Origin of the sequence: Pseudoalteromonas sp. DY56-GL22, assembly GCF_041414715.1 — a bacterium.
Classification (GTDB): Bacteria; Pseudomonadota; Gammaproteobacteria; order Enterobacterales; family Alteromonadaceae; genus Pseudoalteromonas; species Pseudoalteromonas simplex.
This window is the reverse complement of sequence record NZ_JANHZR010000002.1, coordinates 164,446-180,995: the sequence shown is the minus strand read 5'-3', so window position 1 is coordinate 180,995 and position 16,550 is coordinate 164,446. Positions and strand designations below refer to the sequence as shown.

Below are 16,550 nucleotides of genomic sequence, written 5' to 3'. Positions count from 1 at the left end.
ACAAGGAAAGCAATGAACATATTCTTTAATAAACTAAGACTACTTGTAGTTTTTTATTTAGTCGCAATTTCAAGCCTCGCACATAGCCAAAACATGCAAGCAGAGATGGCTGACTTTATTAATGGCTTTCATAACTTTAAGCAGTTTAATGGCAATGTGTTAGTTGCAAAGGATGGAAAAGTACTGTTTGAACAAAGCGTTGGCTATGCCAACTTTGAATGGGGTATAAAACATAGTAATAAAAGTAAATTTAGAATTGGTTCAATTACCAAACAGTTTACCGCCATGTTAATTCTGCAATTGGCACAAGATGGTAAACTCAAACTCGATGATCACCTTGCAACATACCTCCCTGATTACAGAAAAGATATAGCCACTAAAATTACCCTTCGGCAAATACTTAATCACACCTCAGGTCTTGGAAATTATACTCAGGCAAAATCGTTTCGTGATGAGTACAGCCGAAACCCTTACAGTGTTGATGAATTTATTCGCTTGCTATGTAGTGATGATCTAGTGTTCGAACCTGGCACTGAATTTCGTTATAGCAACTCTGGCTATTTTATTTTAGGTGCGGTAATCGAAAAGGTAACAGGTCAAAAATATCAAGACGTATTACAGAAGAATATTTTAGATCCACTCGATATGAAGGATACAGGCTATGACTCTCACAATAAAATCATTAAATTTCGCGTATCGGGTTACGACAATGGCCTAGCAGGTTATAGCAATACTGATTATTTAGATATGTCTATCCCGTATGCTGCTGGGTCAATGTATTCAACAGCACGAGATTTACTAAAATGGGATCAAGCTCTCTACACAGATAAGTTATTGAACAACGAATATAAAAAACAGATGTATCAAGTTTCTGAGCAAAGAAATTATGCGCTTGGTTGGGAAGTTACAAACCTTGATAAAAGCACCTACGGAAAACCCCTAACACGTATCCAACATGGCGGTGGTATTAATGGTTTTAATGCATTTATAAGTAGAATAATCGAAGACAAATTACTGGTTATTATTTTAAATAACACCGGTGGTGCGCCACTCACACCCATGACTAATGGCTTACTTGCAATCTACTATGGCAAACCCTACGAAAAAGCGACAGAGCATGCAGATAGTAAACTTTATAACGCATTTAAACGTGAAGGTATTGCAGGGCTAAAGAATACCTATCAGCAAATGGTGAGTGAGGGTAATACGCCTAGAGAAAGGTCGCTAAACTACTTTGGCTATGAATTAATGCAGATGGATGAGCTAGACGCCGCAATAACGGTGTTTGAACTCAACAATCAATCTTATCCAGATTCAGCAAATACGTTTGACAGTTTAGGTGAAGCATATTTAACAGCTGGTGATAAACAAAAAGCATTAGCAAGTTACAAAAGTGCGCTAAAACTTAATCCTGACAGTGAAAGTGCTAAACAAGCTATTGAGAAATTACAATAAATAAAGGCCACAAGAGTGGCCTTATTTTTTTACTTACGGCTTAAAGCTTTTAGCAAGCCTGTTTTTGCGTTGCTTGGATATAGGCAACTAAATCTTCAATCGATACAACAGGCATGTTGTGCTCACTGGCAAACTTGCTTACTTCAGGCAAGCGAGCCATTGAACCATCTGGATTCGTTAATTCACAAATAACACCAAACGGTGTTAAACCCGCTAACAGCATTAAATCAACAGATGCCTCGGTATGGCCACGGCGGACTAATACACCACCCGTTTGTGCTCGCAGCCCAAACACATGTCCTGGACGAGACAAATCTTCAGGCTTTGCATTGTCAGCTGTTGCCGCTTTAATGGTGGTTACACGATCAGTTGCTGAAACGCCAGTTGTCACGCCCGTTTTAGCTTCAATGGTCACTGTATACGCTGTTTTGTTCTGGCTGGTGTTATGTTCAACCATTTGTGGTAAATCAAGCTGTTTAACACGCTCATCGCCCATACAAAGACACACAATACCGCTGCCTTCACGGATCATCATGGCCATTTGCTCTGTGGTCAGGTGCTGTGCTGAATACACAAAATCACCTTCGTTTTCACGGTTTTCGTCATCTACTACAAGTACGCCTTCACCTTGCTGCAAGGCAGCAATAGCACGTTCAACGCGTTCAAGTGGTTCGCCAAATTGGCTAAGTAAAGAAGACTGAATCATCATTTTTAATACCTATTAAATTAAATATGAAAAGATTCAGGACATTGAAAGGCACAGCAAAAAAGACCACCCGCAGGCAGCCAATTACTGTTTTATAGATAAACTATATTCTCTTTCATCCGGACTATCACCGTCGGCTCTGGCCTCTCACCAGATCTGCTGACCTCTAACCAAAGTTAAAGCGCTCGCGGGCTCACTTAAATTCAAAGTATACCGCCGGTGGGGAATTTCACCCCGCCCTGAGAATGTTGCTTAATCAATAAGATGAATAAGCCAAGCTATTCTATACCTAAAGTAATTAGTTATCGAGTACCCGCTTATCTAATATGCCTTTTTCAATCAGTTGATTGAGTATCGCCTTGGTTTTTTCTCGGCATATATCACGCACTAGACGAACCGCGGGTGTAATGGACTGTCGACTTGGGCATATTAGCCAAAGCTCAGCACATAAGTGAGGATAATTTTGCATCACGGGCACTACCCGCCCACTTAGTAAATCATCACTGATATCAATACATGATTTAACCGCTAGGCCTTTACCAGCCACGCACCAACGCCTTACCAAATCACCATCATTAGATGCTCGGCGGCCTTGCATTTTCACCTTAAAACGCTCGGTTCCATCGGTAAATTCCCAGACATTATTGATGATATCTTGTAGTTGATAAAACAGGCCTTGATGCTGATTTAATTCATCGGGATGTGTCGGCGCGCCATGTTCGGCAATGTACTCCGAGGTTGCACATAACAGCCGCGGAACATTACAAATTTTAAAGCCATACAAATTTGAGTCGGATGGCGAGCCATACCTAAGGGCAAAATCAACGGAGTCTCGGTAAAAGTCGACATTACTATCGCTAATATGCGGGCGCATACTCAGCTTTGGATACTCATCAAGTAGCTCATCTAACCATGGGATAATGATGTTGCGGCCTAAATCTGAAGATAATGCGACTCTTAGTTCTCCTTCAATTTCATCATGCTCACCTTTTAACGCAAGTGTGGCTTGCTCTAGCATGAGCACTGCTTGCTGACACTGAGGTAAAAAGCGCTCCCCTGCCGCAGATAAACGCAAATGACGAGTAGTTCTAACAAATAACTCAGCCCCCAGCGCTGCTTCAACACGTTTAATTGCCGCACTGGCGGTAGCAGCTCGCATGTCTAATTTGGCTGCCGCGGTTGTAATACTGCGAAATTCAGCCACCTTGAGGATTAATTTAAGATCTTCAACCAGCATATTAACTAAAAATTTTTGATAATGTTTATTCGATTATGCGCTTTATCGCAAAGTATGCAAGGCGTAAACTGCACCTAATTGTTATACATGCGGGAGCAAATCATGACACACCCAATCATTTCTGACTTACAACGCCGTTATACTAGTAAACGTTACGACGCTTCAAAACAAATTAGCCAAGCAGACTTAGCTGTAATTTTAGAAGCATTACGTTTATCGCCATCGTCTATTAATTCTCAACCATGGAAGTTTGTGGTCATTGAATCAGAGCATGGTAAACAGCGTCTGCATGATAGTTTTGCAAATAAGTTTCAGTTTAACCAAGTTCATGCAAAAGCGGCATCACACACCATTTTATTTGCTTATAACCCAAGCTATAAACGTGCTGATTATGAAAAAGTAATTGATGCCGATATTGCTAATGGCCGTACAAAAGCAGAAAACAAAGAGCAAGCATTTGGCGCCTTCGCCTTTGTTGATTTAAATACTGATGAGCAAGGTGTTAACGCTGCTTGGACTAAAGCGCAAACCTACATTGCCTTAGGTAATACCATGCATACAGTGGCTCGTTTAGGTTTAGACTCAACACCGATGGAAGGTGTCGATAAAGACTTACTCGGTGAGCTTTTTGCAGATGAATTAGGCGACTATGTTTGTGAGGTGGCACTCGCTATTGGTTATCACGAGCCAGAGCAAGATTATAATGCTGCATTACCAAAATCGCGTTTAGATAAAAATTCTGTAATTAAGATTGTTTAACAAACCTTAATAGTTACGCCTTTTAATGTAGGCGTAACTTTAAATGGCTATTATAAATGAGCTTATAAGCTTTTAATCAGATAGAAACTGCCTATACACTTTTTCATCCAAGCCTAAATTAGGGCAAACCAAGGTTTTATCCTTCACCTTTGATAATGATAGTGTTTCATTATTAACAATAACAGCTTGATATTCTAGTGAACAGTTATCTTCTTTTGTTACGGACCATCTCGACAGCTTATCTAACGGTGATGGTGCCCCAGAAATAATATAAACCTCTGTTTCACCATATTTCTTAAAATTCAATAAATTATCATGAACTTTCACTAAACTGCATGGAGTAATTAACCCCAGTTTTTTTTCTGTGTTATTTAACTTCACTGTACAACTTTCAGAATTTACATAAAGAGCACTTTTCGCAGTTGAACAGGACAAAAGTAATATCATGCCAAGCAATAATAATTTTACTTTCACACTAATATCTCCCAAAACCAAACTTGGTCACCTAGTTCTAGCCAATCAGAGCTTCCTTTAATTACATATTGTCTTCACAACCACATTACTCGCCATACCTTCACACAAATCTGCAGTTATTGTGGCAACAGCACCATTAATTAATGCTAAATTAGGGGCTACGTGGCCAATGTCGGCATCAACAATAACTGGGAACAAATTGCCTTTAAATGCGAGCTCTATTGCTTGGTATTCATCAAAGTAGCAGTCGTTATTAATTGCAGGGCTGCGGCCGAATACCACCGCATTTACATCAGTAAAAACATCATTCAACTTTAACGATAACAAACAACGTGCAAGGGCCATTGGACTGAGCTCTGCATTTTCTAGGTATAAAATTAACCCCTCTGGTGCATACTGTTTTTTAAACTCATGCAATGCATAGTAATTAGAGGGTAACAACAGACCTAAGGTATCTAAACAGCCGCCAATTAAGCGACCAGACACTTCAATTTGGCGTTTATCTTTATAGTTAATACAGCGCCATTGGCTAGGAGCAGTATAGTCAAATTGAGCCTCAGGCTTAGCTTTATAATCAATTTGCTTTTGCTGATAAAAAGGCGAAGCAACTTGATGCAATTGCTGTTTTTCTTCAAGTGACATGGCACTGAATATATTTGCTAAATAAACATCGGGATCGTCAGGGTGAATTTGCATTAAATTCGCAGCGTGCAAGGTTGCCCAGCCACAACGAGTGGTTAATGCACATGCAAACGTGCTGATATCTGAAAAGCCAACCAACCATTTAGGTTTTGCTTTACTTATCGCATTAAAATCGAGAAGCGGTAAAATTTCCATGGTGAGATCGCCCCCCCATGGCGGCATGATGGCTGCGATTGAATCATCAGTTAAATACTGCATGAGCTCATCAGCACGTTGCTTTGCACTATTGTGTGACTGACGTAAGCAGGCACCTTCAATAACAATAAAACCTTTGGCTGTTAAGCCATTAAGTACTATGTCTAAGCGCTCATGAAAGGCTTTATCAACACCTGATGAAAAAGCACATATGGCTATTTTATCACCTTGAACAAGTGGTTTAGGATACTGAATTTTCGCCATTATTACTCCTTCATTGCAACAGTTTGTAGCCAACGTACCGAATAAATCCACGCCTGTAAACAGGCATAAAAAAACCGCAGTGTGAACTGCGGTTTTTCTCAATGCTTGGTTAAGCTACTAAATATACTCAACTTCAATGATTTCGTACTCTACTTCACCGTTTGGCGTTTTAATGATAACGGCATCATCTACCTCTTTACCAATTAAACCACGCGCGATTGGTGAGTTAACAGAGATCAGGTTGTTTTTGATATCTGCTTCGTCATCGCCTACGATTTGGTATTTTACTTCAGCATCGGTTTCAACATTAACGATAGTGACCGTTGTGCCAAAAATAACTTTACCTGTGTTAGGCATTTTAGTTACATCAATGATTTGCACATTTGAAAGCTTCGCTTCAATTTCTTGAATACGGCCTTCGCAGAAACCTTGTTGCTCACGAGCAGCGTGGTATTCAGCGTTTTCTTTCAAATCACCGTGCTCACGTGCTTCAGCGATATCAGCAACGATTTTTGGACGGGTAACTGTTTTTAATTCGTTAAGTTCTTCGCGCAGTAATGCTGCACCACGAACTGTCATCGGAATTGATTGCATATTATTCTCACTTAATCCCAAGGGCGATTGCCTCGCCCTTGGCACATTTCCTTAGTTCATTCGCTGGTGTAGTTCCTGAACTGACGTCACCTTGCTACGGTCATCTGCTTGGTTTGCAGTACAGTTAGCAAATGCCGCGTTCAGAGTCGTTGTGTAGTTAGTCTTATGCTGTAACGCACCACGACGTAACACCTTCGAATCTTCAATCGCTTGGCGGCCTTCAGTAGTGTTTACAATGTAGCTGTATTCACCATTTTTAATTCTATCAAGAATATGAGGACGACCTTCGTATACTTTGTTCACGCGACGAACTGCAATGCCAGCTTCTTCAAGTGCTTTTGCAGTGCCACCTGTTGCATCTAGCTCGAAACCAAGATCAGTCATGGTTTTAGCTAGTTCAACGATACGTGGTTTGTCACTGTTGCGTACCGATAGTAACGCGCGACCACCGCGTGGTAAAGTGTTGCTTGCACCTAATTGTGCTTTTGCGAATGCTTCGGCGAAAGTTTCACCAACACCCATAACTTCACCCGTTGAGCGCATTTCTGGGCCACGAATTGGGTCAACACCTTGAAACTTAGCAAATGGCAGTACCACTTCTTTTACGCTGTAGTAAGGAGGGATTACTTCTTTTGTAATACCTTGGCTTGCTAGCGACTGACCCGCCATACAACGTGCCGCTACTTTAGCAAGTGCGATACCTGTCGCTTTTGAAACGAACGGTACTGTACGCGCAGCACGTGGGTTTACTTCGATTAAGTAAACTTTACCGTCTTTCACAGCAAACTGTGTATTCATCAGACCTACTACGCCAAGCTCTAGTGCCATATCTGTCACTTGCTTACGCATTACGTCTTGTACTTCAGCTGTTAGTGAGTGAGCTGGTAATGAACACGCTGAGTCACCTGAGTGAACACCTGCTTGCTCAATGTGCTCCATGATACCACCGATGATTACTTGCTCACCGTCACAGATAGCGTCAACGTCAACTTCGATTGCGTTATCTAAGAAGTGGTCAAGTAGTACTGGCGCTTCATTTGACGCTGATACTGCTTCAGTCATGTAACGACGTAAATCGTCTTCATCATAAACCACTTCCATCGCGCGACCACCTAGTACGTACGAAGGGCGTACAACCAGTGGGAAGCCAATTTCAGCAGACTTAACAATCGCTTCTTCTAAAGAAGTAACCGTTGCATTCTCTGGTTGAAGAAGGTTTAGACGCTCAACAAGCTGTTGGAAACGCTCACGGTCCTCTGCACGGTCGATTGCATCTGGTGAAGTACCAATAACTGGCACGCCATTCGCTTCAAGCTCACGAGCAAGTTTCAGTGGTGTTTGACCACCGTACTGAACGATAACACCTTTTGGCTTTTCAACACGTACGATTTCTAATACATCTTCAAGCGTGATTGGCTCGAAGAATAAGCGATCAGATGTATCGTAGTCAGTTGAAACAGTTTCAGGGTTACAGTTAACCATAATTGTTTCATAGCCGTCTTCACGTAAAGCTAATGCTGCGTGAACACAACAGTAATCGAATTCGATACCTTGACCGATACGGTTAGGACCACCACCGATTACCATGATTTTATCTTTGTCAGATGGATTCGCTTCACATTCTTCATCATAAGATGAGTACATGTAAGCTGTATCTGAACTAAACTCTGCAGCACAGGTATCAACACGCTTATATACAGGCACGATAGCTAACTGGTGACGTTTCTTACGAATTTCGGCTTCAGAAACACCGGCAATTTCAGCGATACGCGCATCAGCAAAACCTTTACGCTTAAGCTTGCGTAAAAACTCAGCATTTAAACCAGCCATACCTACTTCGCTGATTGTTGCTTCGTCTTTTAAGATGTCTTCGATTTGTACTAAGTACCAAGGGTCAATCTTAGTTAATTCGAATACGTCTTCTACGCTCATACCGTGACGCATTGCATCAGCAACGTACCAAATACGCTCAGCACCTGGCTCACGTAATTCACGGATGATTTTTTCTTTTGCTTTCGGATCATCAAGGGCAACAATTGGGTTAAAGCCCGTTGCGCCAACTTCAAGACCACGTAATGCTTTATGTAGCGACTCTTGTTGGTTACGACCAATCGCCATCACTTCACCCACAGATTTCATCTGTGTTGTTAGGCGGTCGTTTGAACCTGCGAATTTTTCGAAGTTAAAACGTGGGATTTTAGTAACAACGTAGTCAATTGACGGCTCGAAAGACGCTGGTGTTTTACCGCCAGTGATGTCGTTTTGTAGCTCATCAAGGGTGTAACCTACTGCTAGTTTTGCAGCGATTTTCGCAATTGGGAAACCGGTTGCTTTTGATGCTAGTGCTGAAGAACGCGATACACGTGGGTTCATCTCGATGATAACCATACGGCCATCAACTGGATTCACACCAAACTGTACGTTTGAACCACCTGTTTCAACACCGATTTCACGAAGTACCGCCATCGATGCATTACGCATGATTTGGTATTCTTTATCAGTTAGTGTTTGCGCTGGTGCAACCGTGATTGAGTCACCCGTGTGAACACCCATAGGATCAAAGTTTTCGATAGAACATACGATGATACAGTTGTCGTTTTTGTCACGAACAACTTCCATTTCGTACTCTTTCCAACCGATTAATGATTCATCGATTAAAAGTTCATTTGTTGGTGATAAATCTAAACCACGCTCACAAATTTCATCAAATTCTTCTTGGTTGTATGCAACACCACCACCGGTACCACCCATAGTGAATGATGGACGAATGATACATGGGAAACCGATACGGCTAAGTACATCGTGTGCTTCTTCCATTGAGTGAGCGATTTCTGCACGTGGACACTCAAGGCCAATGTTCTTCATTGCTACGTCAAAACGCTCACGGTTTTCAGCTTTATCGATTGCATCAGCAGTTGCACCGATTAGCTCAACACCATGTTTTGCCAGTACACCGTGCTTGTCTAAATCAAGCGCACAGTTTAATGCTGTTTGACCACCCATAGTAGGTAGTACTGCATCTGGCTTTTCTTTTTCAATGATTTTCTCTACCACTTCCCAGTGAATTGGTTCGATGTACGTCGCATCCGCCATTTCAGGGTCAGTCATGATAGTTGCAGGGTTCGAGTTTACAAGAATTACTCGAAAGCCTTCTTCTCGTAGTGCTTTACACGCTTGTGCACCAGAGTAGTCAAATTCACAAGCTTGACCGATTACGATCGGGCCCGCGCCTAAGATAAGAATGCTTTTTATGTCGGTACGTTTTGGCATTGTTACTCCGGTTAAATTAGTTAGAACGTGCTTGCATCAGGTCGATGAAGTGGTCAAATAATGGCGCCGCATCATGTGGACCTGGGCTTGCTTCAGGGTGACCTTGGAAGCTAAATGCAGGCTTATCTGTGCGGTGAATACCTTGTAGCGTGCCATCGAATAAAGAAACGTGAGTTGCACGTAAATTCGCTGGTAATGTTGCTTCGTCAGCTGCGAAACCGTGGTTTTGCGCTGTGATCATTACAACATTGCGGTCAAGGTCTTTAACTGGGTGGTTACCACCGTGGTGACCAAACTTCATTTTCACCGTTTGTGCACCTGAAGCAAGTGCAAGTAATTGGTGACCTAAACAGATACCAAAGATTGGCGTGTCTGTTTCTAGGAAAGTTTTAATTGCTTCAATCGCGTAAGTACACGGCTCAGGGTCGCCTGGGCCATTTGATAAGAAGATACCGTCTGGGTTTAATGCCAGTACGTCTTCTGCAGATGTTTGTGCAGGAACAACGGTTAATTTACAACCGCGGTCAACTAACATACGTAAGATATTACGTTTAACACCGAAGTCATAAGCAACAACGTGGAACTTCTCGTCTGCTGCTTCTAGCGTTTTAAAGCCTGAACCTAACGTCCAGCTTGATTCGCGCCACTCAAAATTTTCCTTGGTTGAGACAACTTTTGCTAAATCCATGCCTTTTAAGCCTGGGAAGGCTTGCGCAGCTTCAAGCGCTTTATTCTCATCTAACTCGTCGCCTGCAATGATACAACCATTTTGAGCGCCTTTATCACGTAAGATACGTGTTAATTTACGAGTGTCGATGTCGGCAATACCTAAGATATTGCGTTCTTTTAAGTAATCACTTAACGATTGCTCGTTACGGAAATTACTTGCTAGCAGTGGCAAATCACGGATCACTAGGCCTTTAGCCCAGATTTGACCCGCTTCTTCGTCTTCGCTGTTAGTACCCGTATTACCGATATGTGGGTACGTCAAAGTTACGATTTGTTCCGCGTATGAAGGGTCAGTCAAAATTTCTTGATAACCAGTCATAGACGTATTGAATACTACTTCACCGACTGACATGCCGTCAGCGCCGATTGCAGTACCGCGAAACACTGTGCCGTCTTCTAGGACTAACAGAGCGGATTTAGTCAAGTTAACCTCCTAACAGTAAAAAACGGGAGTAAAGTCATTTGCTCTACTGCCCGTTTATAGCGATTGGAAACACGCATTTATGAATTTTTGGCAAATTGGCGCTATTCTACAGTAATTTAGCTTTCAGATCTAATCTTAATTAATAAAATAGTAAAAATAAGCGTTATTAACTAAAAATTCACTGAAACTGCCAAAAAAGAAACTAAACTACTTCAAGTCAAGCACATCTTGCATGTCATAAAGTCCAGCTGGTTTATTTTTCAACCAGCCCGCAGCTCTTACAGCACCTAATGCGAAGGTCATTCTTGAACTTGCTTTATGAGTTAATTCTAGCCTTTCGCCAGAAGTTGCGAAATATGCGGTGTGTTCACCTACTATATCTCCGCCTCTCATGACTGAATAACCGATTTCATTTTGCGATTTTGCATGTTCGTCATTGCTTCTATCAAAACGCGCGACTTCATCATGCTGCCAGCCTTTTGCCTCGGCAATCGCTTCACCAATTGCCAATGCAGTTCCTGATGGCGCATCGATTTTGTGACGATGGTGGGCCTCAAATATTTCGATATCCATATCATCGCCAAACTTCACAGCCGCAGTCTGCACTAAGTTAAGCAGTAAATTCACGCCTACGCTATAGTTGCGGGCAAAAACAATCGGAATGTGTTTCGCGGCTTCATTAAGGGCATCAAGATCATCTTGGTTAAGGCCCGTAGTACCAATTACCATGGCGATATTTTTTTCGACCGCTGTTTTTAAGTGGTTGCGCATGCCTTGAGGTAAGGTGAAATCTATCAATACATCTGCATCTTTTACGTCTGTTTCTTTACTAAATGAAACATCTGCTGATGCAGCGCTGTTTAATTGATTAACCGCACTATCTAAAAGTGGTGAGTTTTCGCGTACGTACGCGCCCGTTAATGTTGCGTCATCTTTTTTTGAGACTGCTTCTAAAAGTGCAAGTCCCATGCGGCCGTTTGCGCCAAATACACCTATGCGGTTCATATAGTTACCTTATCTATTCTTCTTAGCTGGCTGGATTTTATCGAAAACTCATGTAATAGTCAGGTTAGCTTATAAAAAATACAGAGCTAATTTTAGATTTATTAATAGAACAACAATAATAACAGATAGTCTTTGCATTTAGCCATCTATACATTTAAACTTCTTCCTTTGCGCCGATTTGGTCTTTGGCTTGCGGGCGCTGTTGTTGTCTTTTAGACACAACTAAATACAGCTAAAAGAAGTGTTTGGCTGTGTTATTGGTTATCTAACGAGGAATATGATGCAGCCATCATTTAATAAAACAAAAGCAAAACTTTCTTTGCTGCCGCTTTTGGTGTTTGTCGGCTTATTTTTAGGCGCTGGCTTATACTTACAGTCTCAAGGTGTCGATTACGCCTTCTATCAATTACCAGCTCCTGTGGCAATTTTACCTGCCATCATGCTGGCGTTTATCTTAAATAAAAATACCATCAACCACAGTGTTGAAACCTTTATTAAAGGTGCTGGCCATAGCAACATCATCACTATGTGTTTGATTTATTTGCTTGCTGGTGCGTTTTCTGCGGTTGCTGGTGCAACCGGTGGTGTTGATGCCGTTGTTAATGCGGGCTTATCACTTATTCCACCGGCTCTGTTACTACCAGGATTATTTTTAATTGCTGCGGTTGTGTCGACTGCGATGGGCACTTCTATGGGTACTATCGGTGCGATTGGCCCGATTGCTTATGCCGTCGCCCAAAAAACAGGCATTGATCCATCTCTGATGGCAGGCACGATTGTATCGGGTGCCATGTTTGGTGATAACTTATCAATCATCTCTGACACAACTATTGCTGCAACCCGCACGCAAGGCTGTGAAATGAAAGATAAATTCCGTGAGAACTTAAAAATCGCCTTACCTGCTGCGGCATTAACTATCGGCTTATTATTCTTCTTAACCCCTGCAGCAGAAGCTGTAGAGACACAAGACTTCGATATTTTATTAGTGTTACCTTATGCCTTTATCTTAGTGCTCGCGGTAATGGGCTTTAACGTATTCGTGGTGCTGTTTAGTGGTATTATCTTTGCCGCACTCATGGGCTTTACTGGCAGCTATGAAGGTGCAAGCTTTGTTAAAGATATTTATAAAGGCTTTACTGATATGCAGGAAATCTTCTTGCTATCGATGTTTATTGGTGGCCTTTCAGAGTTTATCCGTATTAATGGTGGTCTTGATTATATTGCTAACAAAATTCAAGCAATTACAAAAATCGTTGCAAAATGGCACCGTAAAGTTGCAGATCAATTAGGGATTGCAGCACTGGTTATGACCAGTAACTTATGCATCGCTAATAATACCGTGTCTATTATAGTTGCAGGCCCGATTGCTAAAAAATTAGCGGATGATGGTGAAATTACAGGCAAGCGTTCAGCAAGTTTACTTGATATTTTTGCTTGTGTTACGCAAGGCTCGTTGCCGTATGGCGCACAAGCACTTCTACTGGGCGCAACCTTCAAAATTAGTCCGTGGGAAGTTTCTACCTCATCTTACTACTGCTTTATTCTTGCCTTTACTGCCGTTGCAGTAATTTGCTTACGCCGGAATAAAGCATAAGTTAAATAATTTTTTCTCTCGATACGCCCAAATATGGGCGTATCTGCTATAATCCTCACTTTATATCCCCCATTACACCATCAATATTGAGATATGAACTTGAAAAAGATCCTTTCTGTTGCTGCGCTTTGTGCAGTAAGTACTTCGAGCTATGCCGCTAATTGGAGCTCTACGCAATTACACGTTAATAACGGTGAACACAAAAACCCGTTTTCATTGACTAAGTCAAACACCACGGTTGTATCACTACAGCATGCGTCTGGTTATGACTATGGCGACAACTTCTTTTTTATTGATTACAGCAATGACGACCGTCAAGATGGCTATCAAGATAAAGATTTTTACGGCGAGTGGTATTCAACATTTAGCTTATCAAAAATCTCTGGCAGTGATTTCTCATACGGCGCAATTGCTGATGTGGGTTTAACGGCAGGTTTTAATGCCGCAGGTGACTCGAAAGTTCTTAAGTATTTACCAGGTGTAAAGCTCAGCTGGCAAGCACCGGGCTTTAGTTTTTTATCTACTCTATTTACCGCTTACATCGATGACAGTGAAGGCGTAGCACGCGGTGGTGCACCAACTGAAACAAATAGCTGGATGATTGATGTTGCTTGGGGCTACCCATTCACTATTGGCTCACAAAAGTTCAACGTAACAGGCCATGTTGAATACATTGCAGAGCGTGAAAATGAATTTGGCGAAGATGTTAAAGCGTGGATTTTAGCGCAGCCAATCATTACGTGGGATTTAGGTCACGCAATGAGCATGAAAGAAAACACCTTACTGCTAGGCCTTGAGTGGCAATACTGGCACAACAAGCTAGGTACAGACACAACTGAGTCAGTACCACAACTTCACGTTGAGTGGACGTTCTAAAAAGCTGAAAGCTGAAAGCTGAAAGCTGAAAGCTGAAAGCTGAAAGCTGAAAGCTGAAAGCTGAAAGCTGAAAAAATTAAAGCCTGAAGTCATCACTGAGTACAGGCTTTTTTAATTTCTATAGATATTCTTTACAGTTTACACTGCGGGGTTTTACCCTTTGCTCGCGCCGCTTGTTGGGCTTTTAATGCTTCCGACATATGCTTTTGAAGCTCTTTGATGCGGTTACCCGGTGCTGGGTGAGTCGACATAAACTCAGGTGTACCGCTACTGCCAGCTGCACTCATATTTTGCCAAAGCGACACTGATTGCTCTGGGTTAAACCCTGCTTTTGCCATTAAATCTAAGCCAACAATATCCGCTTCTGATTCATGTGAGCGGCTAAATGGTAAAACAACACCATACTGTGCGCCTAAGCCTAAGGCTTGCATAATTTCGCCACGATATTGAACATTACCCATATCAAGTGCTGCACCACCAACTTGTAGTCCTGTTTGTAACAGTGCGTTTTGTGATACACGCTCATTAGAGTGCTCAGCAATAACATGTGCAACTTCGTGACCTAGTACTGTAGCCAATTGATCTTGGTTTACAGCGACTTTTAATAAACCTGTATGAACACCAATATACCCCCCCGGTAATGCAAATGCATTTGCTGAATCTTCTTCAAATACAACAACTTCCCAAGACTGCTTGGCATACTCGTTAGGTAAAACCGCAATAACATCATCGGCAATACACTTTACATAAGCATTGACACCTGGATCAGTATTAACAGGCTGTGTTTTTTTCATTTCAGCAAAGCTTGCTTGACCCATTTGGCTCATTTGTTGATCTGAATAAAGTGCGATTTGGGTACGTCCCGTAGGAGAGGTTTTACAGCCAGCTAAAACAGCGGTGGCTAACACTGCCATGATTAACTTTTTCATACTAGTCCTTCAAATACTTTGTGTAATTGAGGCTAATATAGCAAAGCATTGCTTAATTTTATATGAAAATGAACAATCACCCACTCAGTTGTTACCATTTAGTTAATTCTTTTACTTAGCAGGCAAACTAAGTTCACCACAGTGACTCACACTGCTACAATAGTGACCTACTATTTGATTATTGAGTAAACAATGCCTTCCCTTGAGACTTTAAATAAACGCATTTTATTACCTTTACTGGCAAGTATTGTCGCGATTACGCCTTTGGCAATTGATCTATATTTACCAGCGATGTTGGTGATTGCCAACGACTTGCAAACTACCATGCCAAATGTGCAAATATCACTCAGCATTTATTTAGCAGGTTATGCTCTTGGCATGCTTTTTTTTGGCCCGATTGCCGATGAACTTGGCAGGCGATTACTCGCTAAGGTGGGTTTAGCGCTATTTGGTATAAGCTCATTAGCATTGGCGTTTTGTACTAACATCGAATTATTTTGGTCTTTAAGAGCTGTGCAAGCATTCACAGGTGCCGCTGCAACCGTTGTAGTGCCGGGTATTATTCGCCACATTTACCGAGAGAACACAGCCAAAGGCATGTCTTATGTCTCGATGATCATGATGGTTGCCCCGTTAATTGCTCCTACTCTAGGCTCATTGATCATGGGTATTTCGACATGGCAGGTCATTTTTATTGCATTGGCGGCCTACAGTTTCGCTATTTTAGCCTTGGTGCAAATTCATTTAATCGATATTCCAATCTTTAAGAGTCAGCAACGTGGCTTGGCATTGTTCTTTAATAGCTATAAAACGGTATTTTCACGCCGCAGTGCCCTTGCCGATATTGCCAGCTCAATGTTTGCCTCATTCGCATTCTTTTGCTTTTTAACATCGGTACCTTATGTATATCTCGATTTCTTCAAAGTAGATGAGCAATTGTTCGGTGTGTTATTCGCCTTTAACGTGTTGGCTTTAATGTTCGGTAACTTTATGAATACACGTTTAGTGCCGCGCTTGGGTTCTCGTATACTGTTATTTATTGGGCTAGGTATTGGCTTTGTGTCTGGTGGGGCATTGTTGTTATTCAGTGTGATGCATCTATCACTGTATTTTATCGTAGCAAGCATCGCACCATTGATGATGAGCTTGGGTATTGTCGCGAGTAATGCGGACTCATTGATACTGATGCAATTTGAGGAAAAATCAGGCACTGCAACAGCTGTTATTGGTACCCTGAGATTCGGTAGTGGCGCTTTAGTTGGGCCTATCCTTGCCTTTGTTCACCCACAAAGCGCCATTCCATTTTCTGCTATGATGTTCTGCGCACTGATACTTATCTTACTCGTGCAGCTTTGGCATCGAAAATTGGACAAAAAAAATGCCTGTAATTAACAGGC

At 41.8% G+C, this 16,550-nt stretch carries 14 protein-coding genes and 1 riboswitch; of the genes, 5 read left to right on the top strand and 9 right to left on the bottom strand.

Annotation, left to right across the window (positions count from 1 at the left end; genetic code table 11):
- Positions 1-12: 12 nt before the first annotated feature.
- Positions 13-1,455, top strand: coding sequence for a serine hydrolase (locus NO991_RS04815; RefSeq protein ID WP_054551503.1), 1,443 nt, complete (start codon positions 13-15; stop codon positions 1,453-1,455).
- Between the two features lie 49 nt (positions 1,456-1,504).
- Here NO991_RS04815 and ribB read toward each other — a convergent pair whose 3' ends face one another.
- Together ribB and NO991_RS04805 are read right to left on the bottom strand one after the other, a co-directional pair.
- The gene (ribB, locus tag NO991_RS04810) at positions 1,505-2,158 is read right to left on the bottom strand and encodes a 3,4-dihydroxy-2-butanone-4-phosphate synthase (protein ID WP_138616028.1); all 654 of its coding nucleotides are present in this window, start codon (positions 2,156-2,158) and stop codon (positions 1,505-1,507) included.
- A gap of 106 nt (positions 2,159-2,264) precedes the next feature.
- Positions 2,265-2,412: riboswitch (FMN riboswitch) on the bottom strand.
- Positions 2,413-2,459: 47 nt separating this feature from the next.
- Positions 2,460-3,398, bottom strand: coding sequence for a LysR family transcriptional regulator (locus NO991_RS04805; protein ID WP_199529746.1), 939 nt, complete (start codon positions 3,396-3,398; stop codon positions 2,460-2,462).
- 102 nt (positions 3,399-3,500) lie between these two features.
- Between NO991_RS04805 and NO991_RS04800 the strand changes: the two genes are divergently transcribed.
- The gene (locus NO991_RS04800) at positions 3,501-4,157 is read left to right on the top strand and encodes a nitroreductase family protein (protein WP_300359579.1); all 657 of its coding nucleotides are present in this window, start codon (positions 3,501-3,503) and stop codon (positions 4,155-4,157) included.
- A 72-nt stretch (positions 4,158-4,229) separates the two neighbouring features.
- Here NO991_RS04800 and NO991_RS04795 read toward each other — a convergent pair whose 3' ends face one another.
- The 6 genes from NO991_RS04795 to dapB all read right to left on the bottom strand — a co-directional run bounded on the left by NO991_RS04795 (position 4,230) and on the right by dapB (position 11,754).
- Positions 4,230-4,631 (bottom strand): hypothetical protein, encoded by a 402-nt coding sequence (locus NO991_RS04795; protein ID WP_152967105.1) that lies wholly within the window; start codon positions 4,629-4,631, stop codon positions 4,230-4,232.
- Positions 4,632-4,688: 57 nt separating this feature from the next.
- The gene (locus NO991_RS04790) at positions 4,689-5,732 is read right to left on the bottom strand and encodes a S66 peptidase family protein (protein ID WP_138600478.1); all 1,044 of its coding nucleotides are present in this window, start codon (positions 5,730-5,732) and stop codon (positions 4,689-4,691) included.
- Positions 5,733-5,849: 117 nt separating this feature from the next.
- The gene (gene greA, locus NO991_RS04785; protein WP_054551507.1) at positions 5,850-6,326 is read right to left on the bottom strand and encodes a transcription elongation factor GreA; all 477 of its coding nucleotides are present in this window, start codon (positions 6,324-6,326) and stop codon (positions 5,850-5,852) included.
- Between the two features lie 51 nt (positions 6,327-6,377).
- The gene (carB, locus tag NO991_RS04780) at positions 6,378-9,596 is read right to left on the bottom strand and encodes a carbamoyl-phosphate synthase large subunit (protein ID WP_054551508.1); all 3,219 of its coding nucleotides are present in this window, start codon (positions 9,594-9,596) and stop codon (positions 6,378-6,380) included.
- 16 nt (positions 9,597-9,612) lie between these two features.
- Positions 9,613-10,749, bottom strand: a complete 1,137-nt coding sequence (carA, locus tag NO991_RS04775) for a glutamine-hydrolyzing carbamoyl-phosphate synthase small subunit (RefSeq protein ID WP_055020805.1) — start codon at positions 10,747-10,749, stop codon at positions 9,613-9,615.
- Between the two features lie 207 nt (positions 10,750-10,956).
- Positions 10,957-11,754, bottom strand: coding sequence for a 4-hydroxy-tetrahydrodipicolinate reductase (gene dapB / locus NO991_RS04770; protein ID WP_138615973.1), 798 nt, complete (start codon positions 11,752-11,754; stop codon positions 10,957-10,959).
- Between the two features lie 280 nt (positions 11,755-12,034).
- On the opposite strand from dapB, the gene NO991_RS04765 reads away from it, so the two are divergent.
- Positions 12,035-13,348, top strand: a complete 1,314-nt coding sequence (locus NO991_RS04765) for a Na+/H+ antiporter NhaC family protein (protein ID WP_054551511.1) — start codon at positions 12,035-12,037, stop codon at positions 13,346-13,348.
- A 93-nt stretch (positions 13,349-13,441) separates the two neighbouring features.
- Complete coding sequence (locus NO991_RS04760) at positions 13,442-14,224, top strand: outer membrane protein OmpK (RefSeq protein WP_054561705.1); 783 nt, start codon at positions 13,442-13,444, stop codon at positions 14,222-14,224.
- 131 nt (positions 14,225-14,355) lie between these two features.
- On the opposite strand, the gene NO991_RS04755 is transcribed toward NO991_RS04760, so the two are convergent.
- Entirely contained in the window at positions 14,356-15,153 is a 798-nt protein-coding gene (locus NO991_RS04755; protein ID WP_054551513.1) for a M48 family metallopeptidase, read from the bottom strand.
- Positions 15,154-15,345: 192 nt separating this feature from the next.
- On the opposite strand from NO991_RS04755, the gene NO991_RS04750 reads away from it, so the two are divergent.
- Positions 15,346-16,545 (top strand): Bcr/CflA family efflux MFS transporter, encoded by a 1,200-nt coding sequence (locus tag NO991_RS04750; protein ID WP_371351720.1) that lies wholly within the window; start codon positions 15,346-15,348, stop codon positions 16,543-16,545.
- Positions 16,546-16,550 lie beyond the last annotated feature (5 nt).